This window comes from Bradyrhizobium sp. Ken01 (assembly GCF_055807355.1).
Map to the genome: position 1 here is coordinate 253,803 of NZ_JBVVPC010000002.1, position 19,052 is coordinate 272,854.

Annotated in this window: 16 protein-coding genes; 7 read left to right on the forward strand and 9 right to left on the reverse strand. The window is 62.9% G+C overall.

Going from position 1 to position 19,052, the window contains the following annotated elements:
* Positions 1-111: 111 nt before the first annotated feature.
* The 3 genes from AC0L3S_RS03220 (at position 112) to glpX (ending at position 3,776) form a co-directional block, all read left to right on the forward strand.
* Positions 112-1,332: an LL-diaminopimelate aminotransferase gene (locus AC0L3S_RS03220; protein WP_018454429.1), complete on the forward strand. Its 1,221-nt coding sequence runs from the start codon at positions 112-114 to the stop codon at positions 1,330-1,332.
* A gap of 29 nt (positions 1,333-1,361) precedes the next feature.
* Entirely contained in the window at positions 1,362-2,678 is a 1,317-nt protein-coding gene (locus AC0L3S_RS03225; protein WP_473278063.1) for a homoserine dehydrogenase, read from the forward strand.
* 96 nt (positions 2,679-2,774) lie between these two features.
* Entirely contained in the window at positions 2,775-3,776 is a 1,002-nt protein-coding gene (glpX, locus tag AC0L3S_RS03230; RefSeq protein WP_473256933.1) for a class II fructose-bisphosphatase, read from the forward strand.
* A gap of 91 nt (positions 3,777-3,867) precedes the next feature.
* Here glpX and AC0L3S_RS03235 read toward each other — a convergent pair whose 3' ends face one another.
* The gene (locus AC0L3S_RS03235) at positions 3,868-5,109 is read right to left on the reverse strand and encodes a hypothetical protein (RefSeq protein WP_473278064.1); all 1,242 of its coding nucleotides are present in this window, start codon (positions 5,107-5,109) and stop codon (positions 3,868-3,870) included.
* A 116-nt stretch (positions 5,110-5,225) separates the two neighbouring features.
* Here AC0L3S_RS03235 and AC0L3S_RS03240 point away from each other — a divergent pair, with 116 nt between their 5' ends.
* A complete protein-coding gene (locus tag AC0L3S_RS03240; RefSeq protein WP_473278065.1) occupies positions 5,226-5,954 on the forward strand; it encodes a haloacid dehalogenase type II in 729 nt (242 codons plus the stop codon).
* Here AC0L3S_RS03240 and AC0L3S_RS03245 read toward each other — a convergent pair.
* On the reverse strand, positions 5,951-6,895 hold the full coding sequence (locus AC0L3S_RS03245; RefSeq protein ID WP_473256930.1) for a hypothetical protein: 945 nt from the start codon (positions 6,893-6,895) through the stop codon (positions 5,951-5,953). The two genes, AC0L3S_RS03240 and AC0L3S_RS03245, sit on opposite strands and share 4 nt — an antisense overlap.
* 3 nt (positions 6,896-6,898) lie before the next feature.
* A complete protein-coding gene (locus AC0L3S_RS03250; protein ID WP_473278066.1) occupies positions 6,899-8,719 on the reverse strand; it encodes a peroxidase family protein in 1,821 nt (606 codons plus the stop codon).
* 325 nt (positions 8,720-9,044) lie between these two features.
* On the opposite strand from AC0L3S_RS03250, the gene AC0L3S_RS03255 reads away from it, so the two are divergent.
* The 3 genes from AC0L3S_RS03255 (at position 9,045) to AC0L3S_RS03265 (ending at position 14,969) form a co-directional block, all read left to right on the forward strand.
* Positions 9,045-10,403 (forward strand): FAD-binding protein, encoded by a 1,359-nt coding sequence (locus AC0L3S_RS03255; RefSeq protein ID WP_473278067.1) that lies wholly within the window; start codon positions 9,045-9,047, stop codon positions 10,401-10,403.
* A 242-nt stretch (positions 10,404-10,645) separates the two neighbouring features.
* The gene (locus tag AC0L3S_RS03260; protein WP_473278068.1) at positions 10,646-13,795 is read left to right on the forward strand and encodes an ATP-binding protein; all 3,150 of its coding nucleotides are present in this window, start codon (positions 10,646-10,648) and stop codon (positions 13,793-13,795) included.
* A gap of 280 nt (positions 13,796-14,075) precedes the next feature.
* Entirely contained in the window at positions 14,076-14,969 is an 894-nt protein-coding gene (locus tag AC0L3S_RS03265; RefSeq protein ID WP_473256927.1) for a LysR family transcriptional regulator, read from the forward strand.
* Between the two features lie 27 nt (positions 14,970-14,996).
* Here the strand turns inward: AC0L3S_RS03265 and AC0L3S_RS03270 are convergent, their stop codons facing one another.
* From AC0L3S_RS03270 to AC0L3S_RS03295, 6 genes are all read right to left on the reverse strand, one after another.
* Positions 14,997-15,206, reverse strand: coding sequence for a hypothetical protein (locus tag AC0L3S_RS03270; protein WP_473278069.1), 210 nt, complete (start codon positions 15,204-15,206; stop codon positions 14,997-14,999).
* 10 nt (positions 15,207-15,216) lie between these two features.
* Positions 15,217-15,342, reverse strand: a complete 126-nt coding sequence (locus tag AC0L3S_RS03275) for an MFS transporter small subunit (RefSeq protein WP_473278070.1) — start codon at positions 15,340-15,342, stop codon at positions 15,217-15,219.
* A 7-nt stretch (positions 15,343-15,349) separates the two neighbouring features.
* Positions 15,350-15,505, reverse strand: coding sequence for a hypothetical protein (locus tag AC0L3S_RS03280; RefSeq protein WP_473278071.1), 156 nt, complete (start codon positions 15,503-15,505; stop codon positions 15,350-15,352).
* Positions 15,502-16,947 carry an L-lactate MFS transporter gene (locus AC0L3S_RS03285; protein WP_473278073.1) on the reverse strand — a complete coding sequence of 482 codons (1,446 nt, stop codon included), beginning with the start codon at positions 16,945-16,947 and terminating at the stop codon, positions 15,502-15,504. Before AC0L3S_RS03285 ends, AC0L3S_RS03280 begins: the two co-directional genes overlap by 4 nt.
* Positions 16,948-17,148: 201 nt before the next feature.
* Positions 17,149-18,120, reverse strand: coding sequence for an MBL fold metallo-hydrolase (locus AC0L3S_RS03290; RefSeq protein ID WP_473278074.1), 972 nt, complete (start codon positions 18,118-18,120; stop codon positions 17,149-17,151).
* Between the two features lie 189 nt (positions 18,121-18,309).
* A complete protein-coding gene (locus tag AC0L3S_RS03295) occupies positions 18,310-18,975 on the reverse strand; it encodes a GntR family transcriptional regulator (RefSeq protein WP_473256921.1) in 666 nt (221 codons plus the stop codon).
* Between the last annotated feature and the right edge of the window lie 77 nt (positions 18,976-19,052).

The window sequence follows — 19,052 nt, forward strand, 5'->3', positions numbered from 1 at the left end:
GCTCTAAGTATTTGATCTTGAGTAATTTTCGCGAGGGACGCGGGCGCCGTCCGCCTGGTCTTTGTGGCCTGTCGATTCTGTCCTGACCGGTTGCCCGGAGCCGAGAGAGCCATGGAAGAGTTTTACCGCATCCGCCGCCTTCCGCCTTACGTGTTCGAACAGGTCAACCGGGCCAAGGCAGCCGCGCGGAATGCCGGCGCCGACATCATCGACCTCGGCATGGGCAATCCGGACCTCCCGGCGCCAGCGCATGTGCTGGAGAAGTTGAAGGAGACGTTGGGCAAGCCGCGCACCGACCGCTATTCGGCCTCCCGCGGCATCCCCGGGCTGCGCCGGGCCCAGGCCGGCTACTACGCCCGCCGCTTCGGCGTGAAGCTCAATCCCGACACCCAAGTGGTGGCGACGCTCGGCTCCAAGGAGGGCTTTGCCAACGTGGCGCAGGCGATCACCGCGCCCGGCGACGTCATCCTTTGTCCCAATCCGAGCTACCCGATTCACGCCTTCGGCTTCTTGATGGCGGGCGGCGTGATCCGCTCGGTGCCCTCGGAGCCGACGCCGCAATTCTTCGAGGCCGTCGAGCGGGCGATCGTGCATTCGATCCCGAAGCCGCTGGCGCTCGTCGTCTGCTATCCCTCGAACCCGACCGCCTATGTTGCGAGCCTCGACTTCTACAAGGACCTGGTAGCGTTCGCGAAGAAGCACGAGATCCTGATCCTGTCCGATCTCGCTTATGCCGAGGTCTATTTCGACGAAAGCAACCCGCCGCCCTCGGTGCTCCAGGTGCCGGGCGCGATGGACGTCGCCGTTGAGTTCACCTCGATGTCGAAGACCTATTCGATGGCTGGCTGGCGCATGGGCTTCGCGGTCGGCAACGAGCGCGTGATTGCGGCACTCGGCCGCGTCAAATCCTATCTCGACTATGGTGCGTTCACCCCGATCCAGGTCGCGGCGACCGCCGCGCTGAACGGACCGGACGATTGCATCAAGGAGATGCGCGACACCTACCGCAAGCGGCGCGACGCGCTGGTGGAATCGTTCGGCCGTGCCGGCTGGGAGATCCCGCCGCCGGAAGCATCGATGTTCGCCTGGGTGCCGCTGCCGGAAGCCTTCCGCAGCGTCGGCAGCATGCAGTTCGCGACCCTGATGGTGGAGAAATCCGGTGTCGCGGTCTCGCCCGGCGTCGGCTTCGGCGAACATGGTGAAGGATATGTCCGCATCGCCATGGTGGAAAACGAGCAACGGATCAGGCAGGCCGCGCGCGGCGTGCGCCGCTTCCTTGAAAGCGGCATCGAAACGTTGCACAACGTCGTTCCGCTCGCCACTCGGCGTTAAGTTCTCTTCCGCAGGTTTTCCAAGGCATCATGGTTGCACCCCTGAAAGTGGGCATAGCGGGGCTCGGCACCGTGGGCGCCGAAGTTGTCCGTCTGATCGAAACGCAGGCGCGCGTGCTTGCCGGCCGCAGCGGCCGCGGCATCCGCGTCGTCGCCGTCACCGCGCGCTCGAAGGCGAAGAAGCGCGGCGTCGATCTGCGGGGCGTCGAATGGGTCAAGGATCCAATCGCCCTCGCCACGCATCCCGGCATCGACTGCTTCGTCGAGCTGATGGGTGGCTCCGGCGATCCCGCGCTGGCGGCGGTCGAAGCCGCGCTGAACGCCGGCAAGTCCGTCGTCACCGCCAACAAGGCGTTGCTGGCAAAGCACGGTCTCAAGCTGGCAAAGGCCGCCGAAAAGCACGGCGGCGCGCTGAATTTCGAGGCAGCCGTCGGCGCTGCGATCCCTGTCATCAAGACGTTACGCGAAGGTCTTGCCGGAACCGGCATCAACCGGGTCTACGGCATCCTCAACGGCACCTGCAATTACATCCTGACCCGGATGGAGCAGGAGGGCCTGTCCTTCGCCGAATGCCTGAAGGACGCGCAACGGCTCGGCTATGCCGAGGCCAATCCGTCGTTCGACGTCGACGGCCACGATACTGCGCAAAAGCTCGCCATTCTCGCCAGCCTCGCTTTCGGCACGAAAGTTGCTCAAAGCGCGGTCTATGTCGAAGGTATCTCCTCCATCGCGCCGGAAGATCTCCGTGCCGCCGACGATCTTGGTTACCGGCTCAAGCTGCTCGGCGTCGCCGTTCGCACGGCCACGGGCATCGAGCAGCGCGTGCATCCGACCATGGTTCCGAAATCCTCGTCGATCGCACAGGTGATGGGTGTCACCAATGCTGTCACGATCGATGGCGAAGGCATCCCGCCGATCACGCTGGTCGGCCCCGGTGCCGGCGGCGCTGCGACCGCATCCGCCGTCGTCGCCGACATCGCCGACGTCGCGCGCGGCATTCGCGCCAACCCGTTCGGCCGGCCGATTTCACAGCTGCGCGATACCAAGAAGGCGCCGATGGAGCGCCACGAGGGCGGCTACTACATCCGCCTTCTGGCACGCGATTTCCCGGGCACCGCGGCTGCGATCGCAACGCGGCTCGCGGAGCAGAAGATTTCGATCGAGTCGATCGTGCAGCGCCATCCCAATGGCGGCGCTGCGCCGGCAGACGGCAAGGCGGTCCCGGTGCCCGTCATCCTGATCACCTATGCCACGCACGAAGACGCCGTGCGCCGCGCGCTCGCGGCCGTGCAGAAGGACAAGGTGATCAGCGGACGGCCGCAGGTCATCAGGATCGAGAAGAACTGAGCATGCTTAGCAATGACACGGTTCGAACGAACTGTGGGTGTTACGAGTTGATGCGGCGGAGATGTCCGTCCAAAACTGTTTCGAAGGAGTGAGCCGATGTCGACCCATATTTCAGTCCCGCCGCAAGCGTTGCTCGAGCGCATTCTCACGCTGGAGATCGTGCGTGTGACGGAGCGGGCGGCGGTGTCTTCGGCGCGTCTGCGCGGGCACGGCAACGAGAAGGCGGCCGACCAGGCCGCGGTGGATGCGATGCGGCGCGAGCTCAACAAGCTGCCGATCGAGGGCACAATCGTCATCGGCGAGGGCGAGCGCGATGAAGCGCCGATGCTCTTCATCGGCGAGAAGGTCGGCATGAACGCCGGCCCGCAGGTCGACATCGCGGTCGACCCGCTCGAAGGCACCACGCTGTGCGCGAAGAACATGCCGGGCTCGATCGCCACCATGGCGATGGCCGACGGCGGCACGCTGTTGCACGCCCCCGACGTCTACATGCAGAAGCTCGCGATCGGTCCCGGCTATGACAAGGGCGTCGTCGAGCTCGATGCGACGCCGGCCGAAAACGTCCGCCGCCTCGCCAAGGCCAAGGGCGTCAAGCCGGACGGCATCACCGTTCTCGTGCTCGACCGGCCACGCCATGCCAGCATCATCGAGAGCGTGCGCTCGACCGGCGCCGCCGTGCGCCTCATCACCGACGGCGACGTCGCCGGCGTGATCCACTGCGCCGACCCTGACAATACCGGCGTCGACATGTATCTCGGCACCGGCGGCGCGCCGGAAGGCGTGCTCGCGGCCGTGGCGCTGCGCTGCATCGGCGGCCAAATGCAGTGCCGTCTCATCCTCGACTCCGAGGAGAAGCGCGAGCGCGCGGCGAAGATGGGCGTCAACGATCCCAAGATGATCTACGGCATCGAGGACATGGCGCGCGGCGACTGCCTGTTCGCCGCCACCGGCGTCACCACGGGCTCGCTGTTGTCGGGCGTCAAATTCCGCAAGGACGGCGTGATCGAGACCGAGACGGTGGTGATGCGTTCGGTCACCGGCACGGTGCGCTACATCAAGGCCGAGCACCGCGAGCTGGCGAAGTTCCATTTGGACTAAGTCCGCAACCATCCCGCGTGCGCTCGTTCGGCCGGTTCAGCCGGACGCCGCCGTGTAGGCACCTCGACGGACCTGATCCATCGCGTGTCCGCTAGGGATGGCGCGCCGCCGCCGGCACGAACATGAACGCGTCGCACAAGGTCAGAGCGAGTTGGAGCGCCTCTTGAAGCTGGCCAACTTCCTCAGCCCAAGGCTGCAAAAAAGACGTCGCTGACGCTATGTCTTCGCTCGCGAGCGCGCGGCGCGCGTTCGTGTCCGCCTCGGCATAGGCGTCGGTCGCGAGCATTTTGGACAGCTCTTGCGACACGCCGCCATCGAGGCTCTCCAGGCGAGTTTCCGAAACGTAGTGATCTGGCCGCAGCTCTATGAGATTTTCGGACTTCGTCGGATAGAAAAGCCCGACCTTGCCCAGCATGATCAGAAGCGGGTGATTTCGCGCGAGAGATGACGGAATGATCTGGTAGGTCTTGAGCCTTCCAGCTCGGTCTTGAAGAGAAAAGAACGAGATAACCGGCCCGATCCGAAATCGCGAATTGCGATGGAGCACGGCAACATGATGATCGACCTCGGAGTCGGCCTCGAACACGGCACCGCTCTTGGGCCCGGCCTCAAGGCCGTTTGCGATCAGGTAGGATGAAAGGCCGGCAACGCGGGCTGTGACGGTGCGTTCATCGAGCCCGTCCACCTCAAATTCGATCTCGCGTCCGATGAATGCGGATAGTCCTTTCGTGTAAGCCCCAATCGTCTTGCCGCTCACGAAGTGAACAATCTCGATCCATAGGCTGTATGGATGATCCGGAAACGGATCGAACGATCGGCGGGACTGCTCTAGCCACTGTTCGGGAGAGCGTCCGAATTGTCCGTTCCAGGCTATGGCCATACAGCCAGGCTGCGCCTCAATCAGGCTACCGACGACGGCAGTGACGATGCGGGTGCTTTCGATCACACTGGGCTTCCCGGTTTCCGCACCCTTCGCAGCAGAACCCGTCATTGAGACGACCAGGTTCGCACGGTGGTTCTCCAGCGCCTGCAATGCCTCCGGCCATTCCGAGGAGGCCTGTTGCCACGCCGACGGATTGATCGGCGTTGGCGCACGCATCAAAAGGACTCCCGCCAAATGATCGCCCACGCGGATCAGGAGCAGATCGTCGGCTTCCGCAGGTGCTGCGGCCGTGCTGATCTCCCAATGCAAGCCTGGATGTCGGCGGCGTAGCGTCTCGACCAGGACCTTCTCTTCTGGAAGGCCGGCGTTCTCTAATAAAACAAATGCAACAGGGTTGGTCATGACAAATACGCTGCACCCCGACTGGTTGAGGCCCGTAACCTTGTTCATCTTATGCGTGTCTGGTGTGGCGGACTAGCGCTATTGTTGCATGGAAAAGATCATGCTTTAAAGCCCTTCATCTGAGACAAAGCCACCCGGAGCGCGGAAAATCCGCGAAGCGAAACATGACCACGACCTCCGATCTCACCGCCGTCAAAGCCCTCGTCTTCGACGTGTTCGGCACCGTCGTCGACTGGCGCACCAGCCTGATCACGGACTTCATGTGGTGGGCGAAGGGCCGCGGCATCTCCGCCGACTGGACCGCCTTGGTCGACGGCTGGCGCGGCATGTACATGGCCTCGATGGATGACGTGCGCAAAAATCCCGAGCGCGGCTATGTCATGTTAGATGATCTGCATCGCCGCTCGCTCGAAAAGCTGGTCGCGCAATTTTCGATTCCAGGCCTGACCGAAGCCGATCTCGATCACCTCACCAAGGGTTGGCACCGCCTGCACCCGTGGCCCGACAGCGTGGCGGGCCTGACGCGGCTGAAGACGAAATTCGTGATCTCGCCGCTGTCGAACGGCAATGTCGCGCTGCTGACCAACATGGCAAAGTTCGCAGGGCTTCCCTGGGACCTCATCATGTCGGCCGAGCTGTTCGAGCACTACAAGCCCGATCCCGAAACCTATCTCGGCGCCGCGCGCCTGCTCGGCCTCAAGCCGGAGCAGGTGATGATGGTCGCCGCCCACAACGGCGATCTCGCCGCCGCGCAGAAGAACGGGCTGAAGACCGCCTTCGTGGCGCGGCCGACGGAATACGGTCCGCTCCAGAAGGTCGATTTCGAGGCCACCGGCAATTGGGACATCGTCGCCAAGGATTTTGGCGGAATCGCCGACAAGCTCGGGTGCTAGGCCGGCCGCGACGTTGGCACTCCACCTTGCGGTGGCGTTCCCGTCGCGCTGTGCTTCTTGTTGGTCCTTGCCGCCTGCCAGACCTCGATGAGCAACGCGGGGACAATGCCGTGCGCGGGGCAACGATTCCACGCATCGGCAAAGAATGCGAATCCCGGGTCGGAGGCACGTTGCTGTCGGGCGCCCTCGACCGCTAGCAGCACCAACGTCCGTGACCGCAGCCGGATCAAACCAACACAGTCTCCATCGCGCGCTTCGCGGATCACGCGCGCGGGCGCGCGCAACGTGCGAAGCAGAGCATCCTGCGGTTCGATCTTCGCCAGATTGTCCCCGCGAAGCACCAGCTCGCGCATCAGATCGATCGACTTCACGATGTTGTCCATCGCAAGCGCAGTTGCATGCGCGCAAGCCATATCGCCGCGCGAGGCTGCCTCAATTCGATCGAGCGCAGCCTTCAACGCGCCGCTGCATCTGATCCAGTGTGCACGCAGCGGCCAGGCCGACAGCCAGGCCTGCAACGTGCGCGCGGCGGCGTAGGACTCCTCGCTCGCAACATAGTCGGCGAAGAAGAGCCGGCCTATCGCTTGTTGAACAACGACGCCCATGCTGCGATCTGCGTGCCCGTCGCGGATGTAATTGCCGAGCTCGGCGATCTCCGGCGCGATCCGTTGCAACAGTGGCTCGACATTCGAAAGCGCGGATTCGAGGGTCGCTTGATGGGCCACGCGCAATGGATCGTGCCGGTCGCGAAACGCCGGCCAGATGTCGCCATCGGGCGTACGGAAAACGGCGAGCTTTGCCGCGACCGAGCGATTGAACAGGCCTCCGCGGCCGGAGAGTGGGCGGGCGACGGTACCCGCGTTGTTGACGCGGAGCAGTTCGTCGGGATCGCGGACGACAGCGAGGCGGACGAGGCCCGGAATGCTGAGGATGAGGGCCATGGGTCAGCCTCGCAGCACGTTCCAGGGGGCAAAGGCGTTGTTGACGCCCTCGAGCGCCGATCCGAGTTGCGGCACATGCCGCAGCAGGACCGATTTCATTCCGTTGTTCTGGATCCAGTCCAGACCGAAGTTCGTGTAAACTTCCGCCCGGTAGTCGTCGGTGAAAAAGCGGTCGCTCTTGAGACGCCGCGATGCCATCAGGATGAAGATGCGAAAGGCGGTATCGCTGAAGCCAAAACCGTCCGGCAGGTCCTCGGCTAACAGCCCCACCATCAGATCAACGCGGTCGACGTCGCCCTTGTAGATCGTGCGCATCTTCTTGGCGGCACCGGGGATGCTGGTGATTTCCTCGAATGTCTTGACGCGCTTCTTGCCGACCAGCTCGCGGAAACGATTGTAGCGCGGCACGCCGCGCTCGCGATCGCGCATGATATCTATCGCGGCCACGTCCAGCAGCGGCTGGCCGTCTTTAGTGAACTGGCGCAGGAAGTTGGGGTAATTGTGGAGGCGAATGGCGCCGGGATGAGCGGTGCCGAAGGAGTACATCAGGTTGGCGAAGCCGTGAGACTGAACGAACTTGCGGGAGACGCGCCCCTGCATGTTGACCAAGTCGCAAGATTTTGGCTCTGTGGTATCGAGCCGCCGCACATCCATCTTGTCGGGGAGCAACGGGTGGAGGCGGTAGACAGCGGTGAATTCCTCGGTCATCGCGTAGGGCGCGCTGTGCTGGTCCGTCGGAGAGCCGATGATGCCATAGGCGGCCTCGCTGTTCTTGCCGAGCACTGCGCGCAGCACCCGGTATGGTATCCCCGACCAGTTGGCGTGCATGCTGAAATCCAGCGCAGGATGGCCGAGGATGCCTGGCGTCCATTCGACGGTGTGGATCTTGGCGATCAGGGCCGCGTTGATCAGGCGCGCACGCTGGAATAGTTCTTCGTCATTCCAGTCCGGATACCGGGTCTTCAAGCCATCGCAGATGAAATTGTGCTCACGCGCGAAGAGATTGTGCAGCAGGCTGAGCCCGACCCACCAATTGTCATTGAAGCCGGTGAGATCGGCACCCGGATGGACCGGATCGGCTGGGAGCATCCCATCATCGCCGACCCTGATCTTCCCATCGACGCCGGATCGGATCTGCATCTGCCTCGCGCGATCGCTGCCGTAGATCTGCCCGGCGTCCCACCAGTGCGAGTTGAAATTGCGAAATGTCGGTGTGGCGCCGAGCCACGATTCACGCGATGTCTCGTCGCAAACCGTGCGACGGATCTTCATGCAGTCGTCGAGCCGCTCATTCTTGGGCCATTGGTCGCCCGCTTTTAGCGGGATTTTGAACTCGTTTCCCGGCTCGGGCACCCCATGACTGAACCAATTATGTGTTTCGAACTGAATCCAGGCGGCGGCCAGCACATTGAGGCTGGTCGCGGGAATAAATTGGTCGCGCGCCAGCAATTCCGTCGAAATTTCGCGCGGACTGGGTTCGAGCAGATCGTCGACGCCGTCCGGCACGCATTCCGGCAGCGGGAAATTGCGTCCGAACCGGGCGCCCGCCATGCCCATGCGCGGATGGTCGAGGCTGTTGAACGAGCCGTCGGCGGAACGCCACCTGTCATTGCCGGTGCTCCAGCCGGGCGATGTCGGGCCGTAGCCGGTATGGTGGAGATTGTGCTCGCGCAGCCGGTCGCGGAACACCGAAAGATTGGCAGCTCCGAGCAGGGTCGGCAGGTGGTCCCATCTCACAAGGAAGTTAATGGCCCGATAGACAACATCCAGGATTGCCTGGAGCAGGTCACGATGGAAGCCAAAACCATCGTTCTCGCGGGACATTGACGCTCCCAAACGCAATCGCGTGAAATAAAGTCAACTTGCAACTAGTAAATGCAGTTCAATAGCACCAAAATGCCCGTTTGCCAACGTGGCTTTCCGGAGGCCGCGGTCGCCCGGTCGTTCGATTTCCGCTGTCCGCTAAATGTTTGCTCGGATAGGATGGCGTACAGCCGTGGGTGCATCGGGCGCCCCGGCTGAGTTTCCGTGAGCGGGGCGAAGCTGCGCGACAACGCGCTTCACCTCGTGAGAACCAGGCCGGCACCGGCGCCGGCAGGCCGAAAAGCCATCTTAAGTTGCGTGTTTCGCCGTCAAGGGGGTGACGCAGATGGGCATCATGGTTCGCAATTACGACGGCGGGATCACAAGCTCTCCCGCGCAGCTGGTGTCACCGCGCTCCGTCGACGAGATTCAATCGATCCTCAGGGATGCCGATCGCTACCCAAGCCCTGTTCGGGCGATGGGCAGCTATCATTCCTTGACGCCTTGCGCGTCCTCGGACGGGACGATCATCGACATGTCCGGGATGAGCCGCATCCACAAGATCGATCCACACAGCATGACGTTCACGGCCGAGGCCGGTCTCCAGTTCATTGCTGCATCGCGGCTATTGCGGGCGATGAACCTCCAGTTTCTGACCAATATCGAAATCGGGAACATGACGCTCGGTGCGGCGGCCTGCTGCCACACCAAGGACGGCCTGGACGGCGGCGAGTTTGGGCAGGTCGGCTCGTACATCACAGCGATGAAATGGGTGACGCCCAGCGGCGGGTTGGCGGAAGCATCGGAGGATAAAAACCCGCAACTGATGTACTTGATGCGCTCGAGTTACGGCCTGTGCGGCGTCATCTACGAGGTGACGTTTCGCATCAAGACGCTGGAAGCGGTCCACTTTAGATATTTGCCGCGCCCGATCGGAGAGCTGACCGAGAAGGAAGTGGATGGAATCATCGATGCATCGCGAGGCCTGATCTGTTGGACGGTCGGTCGAAAGGCGCATTTCCAGACGCGGCATCCTGTCGACAGGGTTGGGCCGTTAGGGTCGCTGTTCGCCGCCGGCCGCCGTACCCTCTGGAACCATACGGAAGCCCGCGTTGGCAGGTTTATCGACAGCAGCATCCCGACCAAGCCTCTCCGGGATGCGTCGCTCGACACGTGGTTCGTTGGCAGCCGGTTGTTGATGTCATTCCTGCACTTGGTCGGCGGGGCGACGCTGTACAATCCCGACAAGACCATCGACTACAGCAAGACGCCGCCGTCGGCGCGATATGCATTTACATTCTGGGCATTTCCGCGCTCTGAATGGCTGAATGTGCTGCGCGACTACGTGGACTTCAGCGAAAAATATTTCGAGGAGCATGACTTCCGCTGCAACATGGCGCTTGGCTCCTACTTCATCCGGAAAGACGAGCATTCGTTGTTGTCCTACTCGCATGACGGAGACGTTTTTTCGGTCGACCCCATTCACGCTTTTACGGACAGGCCGGCGTGGGACGGGTTTTTGGAGGAGTTCAATGAGTTCGCGCACAAGAGGAATGGCATTCCTTTGCTGAATCAGAGTCCGTTCGTCACGCGGCAGCATGTCACGGCCGCGTATGGAGCGCGATGGACGCAGTTTTCTGCGCAAGTCAGGCTGGAGGATCCGCACGGGCGTATGCTGAACCCGTTTTTTGCCAATCTGCTCTGAGCCGGTGATGGCCAGCCTGGAGCCGTGATACGGAAGTTGACGTGCCTGCAATATCCGACCTGGACCGGAAATTTCGTGCGACGTGGTCGGACAGTTTGGCTGATTGATTGTCACCCACGGCGGCGTAGACTTCTCTCAAGAGGTGGACTTCTCTCAAAAGAATGGCGCAATCTCTGCGCGCTCAGGAAACGGTAGCGGCGCCAATCGAACCGCGGAACATTGTCAGAATTCCGGGATGAGTAATGGACGACCCTCACGACAGAGTACCCGAACGCCGGCAGCTCACCGTTCTGTTCTGCGACGTCGTTGATTCAACGGGCCTCTCCGAGCGTTGCGACATTGAGGATCTGCGCGAAATATTGCTGGAATTCCAGGCGATAAGCTCGCAATGCATCAGCAATGCCGGAGGTAGCGTCGTCAACTACATCGGCGACGGCATCCGTGCGGAATTCGGCTATCCCCTCGCATCGGAGAACGAGGCCGAGAGCGCGGTACGCGCCGGCCTTGTGTTGTTGCGGGCACTTCACGAATTGAGCGAGCGCGCCATCGCGGCGATCCAGGAACCGCTTCGCGTTCGGATCGGGGTCCATACGGGCGTTGCGGTGATCGGCAAGGCGGGGCCGGGCCATGTGCACGATGCGACGGAGATCGTCGGCGAAACGCCTAACGTCGCATTCCGGTTGCTGGAAATGGGCGAGCCCAATTCACTCGTGATCAGCGGTGAGACCAGGCGTCTCCTCCGCGGCAAATTCGCCCTGCAACCGCTCGGTATGCGTTCGCTCAAGGGATTGTCGCGAAAAGTCGAGGTGTTTCTCGTCGTGAGCGAGGCGTTGGAAGATGGCGGCGGCCATCGTGCACGCCGTCGCAATGCCTCGCGCCTGGTGGGCAGGGTCGCTGAAATGGACCAGCTGCTGCAAGCGTGGGAGCTGGTGCGGACCGGGCAGGGGCGTACGGTGGAGATCACCGGGGAGCCCGGGATCGGAAAATCGCGCCTGGCATTGGAGCTGATCGAAAGGGCCGCGCTGCCGGACGACCTGATGCTGGTGATCCAGGCCTCCGCCCCGCATCAGAACACGCCGCTATACCCGATCATGAGGGCGCTCGAGCAGCGCGTCGGCATCGGCAGGGATGGAGACGCCGAGGCGAATTTGGCGCGTCTGCGTGATTTCGTGGCCGCGACGTCCGGCGGCGATGAGGAGCAGTTGACGCTGATCGGCCAGATGCTCGGCTTGGCGGTGCCGGCGGCGTCAGGCCCGATCATTCCCGACGCGCAGGAGCAGCGTCGAAAGACGCGTGATGCGGCAGTGCGGCTGTTGATCTCGCAAACGCGCGGCGAAGCCGGCCTGATCCTGATTGAGGATTTTCACTGGGCCGATCCATCGACAATCGAGATCGTCGAGCGAATTGCCGGCCAGATCGGCGGTACGCGGAATCTCCTAGTGGTCACCAGCCGGGCATCCGTGCTTGGTCACGTGTCGCCCACGATCCTGCGTATAGTGCTTCAGCGTCTCGACGATGAGCACTGCCGCTATCTTGCCGGATCGGTCGTGCGCGACAAACAGCTATCAAACCAGCTGATCCAGCAGATTGTGGCGCGATCGGACGGTGTGCCGCTGTTCGTGGAAGAGCTGGCGGCGGCGGCCCTGGAAACTGGCCAAGTCGATCCGGGCGTCCGAACGGCCGGCGGCAGCGGACCTTCAGAAGTGCCATCGGCGCTCTACGACTCCCTGATGCTGCGTCTCGAGCGCCTTGGCAATGCCAAGGCGGTCGCGCAGCTCGCGTCGGTGATCGGCCGAAGCTTTCCGCATCGGCTTCTTGCTGCCGTCGCCGGCGAGCTTGAAGATGGCCTCGAACCGGCCCTCGAGCGGCTGCGAGCGTCTGGACTGATAGGACTTGAGCGCAACGACGACGAAAAGGTCTACTCCTTCAAGCATGCGCTGGTCCGGGACGTTGCCTATTATTCGCTTCTCAAACGGCAGAGACGAGAGCTTCACGACCGCGTGGCTGCAGAGATCGAGCTCCATCTGCCGGAGGTTGCCATCACCGAACCCGGCTATCTTGCGCAGCATCTGTCCGAGGCCGGGCGCACCTCCCGGGCGGCACAGATGCGGCTCAAAGCGGCCCAGCAGGCAGCAGAACGTTCGGCTAATCTGGAAGCCGTCGCCGAGCTCAATATGGCGCTGGAGGAGATCAGGAAGCTTCCGGCGGGACTTGAACGGGACAATCTGGAGCTGAACGCCCAGATCGCGCTGATCGGACCCACGATCGCGCTGCAGGGATTCGGCGCCGATGCGGTCGCTGACGTCAGCAGCCGCGCCATCGAGCTCTGCCGTGCCCTCGACAACGATCCGCGCATCTTTCCGGCGCTGTACGCAAGATGGTCTTATTTGCGTGTTGCAAGCAACGTGCGGGAGGCCGGCACGCTGGCGCGGGATTTTCTGACGCTCGCCGAGCAAAAGGGAACGAGGGCCGATCGGATGGTGGGCCACCGCCTGCTCGGCACGTCGCTGCTCGATGGGGAGACCGAGCAGGCGTGCGTCCATCTCGATCGGGCCGCCAAACTCTACGATGCTGCCGCCGACCGCGCGACGGGCGTGACATACGGCACTGACGTGCAGATCACGAGCCTGTCCAACCTGTGCATCTGCTACTGGCTGGTGGGCCGAGTTGCCGACGCGGTCACGCACGGCCGAGAGGCACTTCGACACGCGCAGCAATTGTCGCATGCCCATACCCTCGGTTACGCCTATGCCCACGCCTGCATGCTCTACACGCTGGAGCGGGACGTGCAGACGGTGCGGGCGCTCGCCCAGCAGACGCTCGATGGGGCGATCAGACGGGAGCTTCCGCTCTGGGTCTCGGTGGCACGGACATTTCTCGGTTGGGCCGACGTTGAAAGCGGCCGCCTCGCGGAAGGCATCGATCTGCTTGAGAAGCAGCGCGATTTTCTGCAGACGGCGCACCTCGTCTATTGGCTGCCCACTTACCTCTGCTGGTTGGCTGAGGCCTATGTCCGCGCCGACCGTCTGGCAGACGCACGGCGTTGTCTCGATCAGGCGCGCAACGTCTTCGGGCGGGGTGGCAATTACTGGTATGAGGCCGAGTGCCTGCGCATCGAAGGGCGATTTGCCGCACATGCGCAGATCAACGACACTTCGCTGGCCGAGCGGAACTTCGAGCTGGCGCTCGCGCTTGCCAATCGTCGTGGCCAGCACGGATTTGGCCTACGTGCCGCGGAGAGTCTTGCGCGCCTGCTCGCCGCCAAAGGAGAGACCGAGCGCGCCCGGACGCTCCTGCATCACGAACTGCAATTTTTTGTCGGTCAGCCGGACGGCGGCGATCGTCCGGAGGCCAGCAGGCTGTTGCACTCCCTCCAGGAGCGCTCGCGCTGACGGCTCAGATCCGGGGTCGATCAGGACATCGTCCGGCGAGACGGTGCGCATCGGCGATTTCGCCGCCGCGCAGAAGATCGGGTTGACCGCTTTCATGGGTAAGGCCGATCGAATACGGTCCGCTCCAGAGGGTTGATCGAGGCATCCGGCAATCGGGACACCGTGCTAAGGATCTTGGCTGAATGGCGGACAAGCTCGGGGTGCTAGGCAGCCTTTCTACGGTTTGACATCCCTCAAGAGGGCGCCTTTCATATCGACTATGTCGATGTGAGGCCCGCCCTTGGATACCGAGCTTGCGCGTACATTCCTGACCGTGGTCGCGACGGGCAATTTCATTACGGCCGCCGAGCGGCTTCACGTCAGTCAATCCACCGTCAGCACGCGGATCCAGAGCCTCGAAGACCTGCTTGGCTGCACGCTGTTCGTGCGCAACAAGGCCGGGGCGACGCTGACGGCAGCCGGGCGCCAATTCCAGCGTCACGCCTCGACCCTGGTGCGCACCGTCGAGCAAGCCCGGCATGATGTCGGCGTTCCCAAGGGCTTTAGCGGGGCGTTGGTGATTGGCGGCCGCATCGGGCTGTGGGAGGAGTTTCTGCTGCTCTGGCTGCCGCGCATGCAGGAGGCCAATCCGCAAATCTCCATCCGCGCCGAGAGCGCGCTCGAGCCCGAGTTGATGCAGGGGCTGGTCGAGGGCCGCATCGACATCGGCGTGATGTACACGCCGCAAAGCCGGCCCGGCCTGAAAGTCGAGCTGCTGATGGAGGAGCAATTGGTGCTGGTCTCGACCAATCCCAAAAGCGAACCCGAGCCGCAGGAAGGCTACGTCTATGTCGACTGGGGGCCGGAATTCTATGCCCGCCACAGCGCCGTCTTCCCCAATTTTGCGGGGCCCGCGCTGACTGCCAATATCGGCTGGCTTGGGCTTCAGCATGTTCTGGCAAACGGCGGCTCCGGCTACTTCGCGCACCGGATCGTCGAGCCGCTGCTGAAGGCGCGGCGCCTGCACCTGGTGGCCGGCGCGCCGAAGTTCTCCATGCCGGCCTATGTCGTCTATTCGGTCGACCAGTCGGACGATCATGTACAGAGCGCCATTGTGATCATGCGCGACCTCGCCGCCGAGCAAGCGCGGCGCGTGACGGAAACGCCGGCGCGGAGCGTGCGCAAACGCCACTGACAGCAGGCTCGCAGCGGGCGGAGGGTACTAGCGCCGGCGGTGCAAGCGGGTTTCGGCGACGGCCGTGACCACGCCGATCGCGAGCATGGCGACGACGATGTCCGGGGTCGCGTCGAAGCCGAACGCAAAAACCGCAGCGGCGAACACCGCGGCCAGCATGCAGAAGGTAAAGCCCTCATCGGCGATCAATTTCCGCGCGCCGCCGACGCGCGTTGCGGGCTTGTCCGTCGAGCGCATGGGTTCGTGCCTACTGGAACAGCTTCATCGCGTTGAGCAGGGTCTGGATGACGCCCGCAAGCAAGGGGATGCCTGCGAAGCTCCAGGCCAGCGCCAATTGCAGCGGCGTGGTTTTTACGATTTTGGCATGATGCATGATGACGTCATGCTCCCGAGGGATTGTTGCTCGCCGCGGCGGCGGCAGCGATCTCGCTGGCGCGATGGGACGGCTCGATCGCCGTCATCCGGGACACACGATGGGTGATCCAGCTCAGCAGCAGCTGGGAGAATGACGCTTCGCTTCGCGATGTCGTTGTCATGGTCGCTCCTTCTGTTCCGCCGCGGCCCAAGCGCGCGCCGGCTCGAAACCTGCGTTGTCGTCTTTCATGTGATGGCGCTTGTCGACGGCGCGGACGCAGAGGTTGGCGAGGAAGCCGACCACGAGCAGTCCGGCCATGATGTACATGGTGGTGTTGTAGGCCTGCGCCTTCGGCACCCCGTGGGTGACGTTGTATTCGCGGATGTAATTGATCAGTACCGGTCCGGCGATGCCGGCCATGGACCAGGCCGTGAGCAGGATGCCGTGGATGGCTCCGACATAGCGGGTGCCGAACATGTCGCGCAGATAGGCCGGCACCGTCGAGAATCCGCCGCCATACATGCTGACGATGATCAGGAAGCACAGCACGAACAGCACGACATTGCCGCTCGCGCCGGCATACGGCACGGTCACGTAAAGCGCGAAGCCGAGTACCATGTAGACGAAATAGGTGTTCTTGCGTCCGATGAAGTCGGACAATGAGGCCCAGCTGAAGCGTCCGCCCATGTTGAACAGGCTCATCAGGCCGACGAGACCGGCGGCCGCGACCGCGGTGATGTGCCCCGGGAACATCTCCTGGCTCATCGCCGAGGCTTGGCCGAGCACGCCGATGCCGGCCGTGGTGTTGCAGAACAAGACGATCCAGATCAGCCAGAACTGCGGCGTCCTGATTGCCTGGTAGACGAACACGTCATTCTTCGTCATCAGCTTGGTCGCGGTTGTCGGCGGCACGTAACCGTCCGGTTTCCAGCCCGGCGCGGGCACGCGCACGATTGCGGACCCGACCATCATGAAGACGAAATAGACGCAGCCGAGCGTGATGAAGGCGCCGAGCACGCCGACGTCGGTCGCGCTGGCGAACTTGCTCATCAGCCAGACCGAGAAGGGGGAGGCGATCAGTGCGCCGCCGCCAAAGCCCATGATCGCCATGCCCGTCGCCATGCCCGGCCGGTCGGGAAACCACTTCATCAGCGTCGAAACTGGAGAGATGTAGCCGATGCCAAGCGCGCAGCCGCCGACCACGCCGTAGCCGAGATAGATGATCCAGAGATTGTGGAGATACACGCCGAGTGCCGAGATCAGGAAGGCGCTCGCCCAGGCGACGCCGGCGGTGAACATCGCGCGCCGCGGGCCGCCTTCCTCGACCCAGCGTCCGAACACCGCGGCCGACAGTCCGAGGAACACCATCGCAATGGAAAAGATCCAGCCGAGCTCGGTCAGTTTCCAGTCGCCGGGCGCCGATTGCGTGACGCCGATCAGCTTGGTCATCGGCAGGTTGAAGACGCTGAAGGCATAGGCCTGCCCGATGCAGAGGTGCACGCAAAGCGCCGCGGGCGGCACCATCCATCGGCTATAGCCCGGCCTTGCGATCGTATGCTCGCGATCGAGAAACCGCAGTAGCGAGCGTGCAGGCATTCCCGATGCGTCGAGCGTCGTCGTCATCTTCATCCTCCTCGTGCTTCGCCATTCTTGGTGGCGGCCGTTCAGGGCGCGGGCGATAGCCGCGCTGCCTAGGCTACGCAGGAGGACGATTTTGACAAACGAATAATATTGGCCGATTAAATCGGAATATTGGATATAAAAAAGCGCGTTGGGCGGGAAGCAACTAGTCCGGGCAGCGGGCGCTGCCCGGACCTCGACGATCTACAAAGTCATCTGCATCGGTTCGGGATAATAGTGGAATCCTTCGCCGGCCTTGGCGACATGGCCGTAGCCCGGCCAGGCGAAGTGATAGGACATCACCGGGACCTTGTTCGCCGCAAGCATGGTCAGCAGTTTTACGCGTGACTCGGCTGCCTGCTTGGGATCGGTATCGTAGGAGAATTCCATCCGCGGCCGCTCCAGCAGCAGCACCGAATGGTGCGAGAGGTCGCCCATGAAGGCGAAGGACTTGCCGGCCGACGAGACCATGAAGATGGTATGGCCGACGGTGTGACCGGGCGCTGCGATCGCCTGAACGCCGGGCAGGAATTCCTGGCCATCCTTGAAGAACACGATGCGGTCGCGCACCGGCAGCAGGTTCTTGCGGGCGTGAACGACGAAATCCTTGGCGTCGCTGCCGAGCTTGCCTTCGTCGGTCCAGAAGTCGAAATCGGTCTGCGAGATGTAGATCTGCGCGTTCGGAAACAGCGGCTTGCCGCCGTCGTCCACGATGCCCCCGATGTGGTCGATATGGGCATGCGAACAGACCACCGCATCGATGTCGCCGGGCTTGATGCCTGCTTCGGTCATGCTCTTCTGTTGCCGTCCGGTGGTGGCGCCGAACAGCTTGGAACTGCCCATGCCGGTATCGAACAGGATGAGCTTGTCTCCGGTGTTGACGATCGGCGAGTTCTGTTCGAGCACGACATTGTCCGGCGACAGGAAGTTGTCTGCCAGCATCTTCTTCACCTCTTCCTTGGGAACGCCGGTGAAGGTGCCGGAGGGATCGCCGAGCGGCAGCGGGCCGTCGGAGACGATGGTGACTTCGGCATCGCCGAGAACGAAGCGGTGCCAGTAAGGCGTCTGGGTGCCGAGCTTGGGAGCGCGCGCTATCGCGCTGCTGCCGAGCATTGCGCTGGCACCAAGGCCAGCCCCGAGGGCGAACAAGGCGCGACGTGAGACATCGATTGTCATGCGTTTCCTCCGCTTTTGTCTTTTGTTTTGCGCAATTGTTTGCGCGTTATTTCGGCCTGCGCCGATCGCCTCGCGTCAGCACGATCCGACCGTACAGTTGAATGCAATCAATGATTGTGTCGCGATTGTGTCTCTTGACCGCGCGTTGTCGCGGGGCCGCAAGTTTCTTTCCGCGTCGCGAATGCCGTCTCACGCAATCCGCGGCACCAGGTCACTGCCTTCCGTTTCGGCAAAGCCCGCCTGTAAAACCTCTTCGCGCTTGTGGCGCAAATGCGCGCGCAGGATATGGGCGAGGCCGACGCCGTCGCGCCTCTGCAGTGCATTCAGGATGGCGTCGTGCTCCTTAACAGCGACCGCCCAGCGCTCGGGCGTCATCGGCGTGACATAACGCGCGCGGCGGATGCGCGCGGTCACCGACGCATACAGCCCCGCAAGCACCGGGTTTCCGGCCGCAGCGACGATGCCTTCGTGAATGGCGCGGTTGCCGCGATAGTACTGGATCAGGTCGCCCTCGCGATGATGATGCACCATGTCCGCGTGCGCGCCGGCGATCGCGTCGATCTCGGCGTCCGTGATGCGCTCGCAGGCGAGTTCTCCGGCGAGTGCCTCGAGACCCTGGCAGACCTCGAACAGGTCGCGCATGTCCTTGTCGGTCAGTTTTGCCGCACGCGAACCGCGATGCGGCAGGAGCTGCACGAGCCCTTCGGCGGCAAGCACCTTGAGCGCCTCGCGGAGCGGCGTGCGCGATATCTGAAGCCGCTCGCACAGCTCGCGCTCGGGAATCCGCGCGCCCGGTGGAATTTCGCCGTCGAGCAGGATGGTCCGGATGCGGCCGACGACTTCCTCATGAAGCATGGGTCTGAAGTCCATTTGAATGCAAAAATAGAAGCTAGATGCGAATTAATGCAAGTTCCAGCTTGTAAATCGATTAT

Excerpts from the sequence above, each read along its gene's own strand:
- AC0L3S_RS03245 (WP_473256930.1), bottom strand. The coding sequence starts at position 6,895 with ATGGCCCTCATCCTCAGCATTCCGGGCCTCGTCCGCCTCGCTGTCGTC.
- AC0L3S_RS03270 (WP_473278069.1), bottom strand. The coding sequence starts at position 15,206 with ATGCGCTCGACGGACAAGCCCGCAACGCGCGTCGGCGGCGCGCGGAAA.
- AC0L3S_RS03280 (WP_473278071.1), bottom strand. The coding sequence starts at position 15,505 with ATGACAACGACATCGCGAAGCGAAGCGTCATTCTCCCAGCTGCTGCTG.
- AC0L3S_RS03295 (WP_473256921.1), bottom strand. The coding sequence starts at position 18,975 with ATGCTTCATGAGGAAGTCGTCGGCCGCATCCGGACCATCCTGCTCGAC.
- glpX (WP_473256933.1), top strand. The coding sequence starts at position 2,775 with ATGTCGACCCATATTTCAGTCCCGCCGCAAGCGTTGCTCGAGCGCATT.
- AC0L3S_RS03220 (WP_018454429.1), top strand. The coding sequence starts at position 112 with ATGGAAGAGTTTTACCGCATCCGCCGCCTTCCGCCTTACGTGTTCGAA.
- AC0L3S_RS03240 (WP_473278065.1), top strand. The coding sequence starts at position 5,226 with ATGACCACGACCTCCGATCTCACCGCCGTCAAAGCCCTCGTCTTCGAC.
- AC0L3S_RS03250 (WP_473278066.1), bottom strand. The coding sequence starts at position 8,719 with ATGTCCCGCGAGAACGATGGTTTTGGCTTCCATCGTGACCTGCTCCAG.
- AC0L3S_RS03225 (WP_473278063.1), top strand. The coding sequence starts at position 1,362 with ATGGTTGCACCCCTGAAAGTGGGCATAGCGGGGCTCGGCACCGTGGGC.
- AC0L3S_RS03290 (WP_473278074.1), bottom strand. The coding sequence starts at position 18,120 with ATGACAATCGATGTCTCACGTCGCGCCTTGTTCGCCCTCGGGGCTGGC.
- AC0L3S_RS03260 (WP_473278068.1), top strand. The coding sequence starts at position 10,646 with ATGGACGACCCTCACGACAGAGTACCCGAACGCCGGCAGCTCACCGTT.
- AC0L3S_RS03235 (WP_473278064.1), bottom strand. The coding sequence starts at position 5,109 with ATGAACAAGGTTACGGGCCTCAACCAGTCGGGGTGCAGCGTATTTGTC.
- AC0L3S_RS03255 (WP_473278067.1), top strand. The coding sequence starts at position 9,045 with ATGGGCATCATGGTTCGCAATTACGACGGCGGGATCACAAGCTCTCCC.
- AC0L3S_RS03285 (WP_473278073.1), bottom strand. The coding sequence starts at position 16,947 with ATGACGACGACGCTCGACGCATCGGGAATGCCTGCACGCTCGCTACTG.
- AC0L3S_RS03275 (WP_473278070.1), bottom strand. The coding sequence starts at position 15,342 with ATGCATCATGCCAAAATCGTAAAAACCACGCCGCTGCAATTGGCGCTG.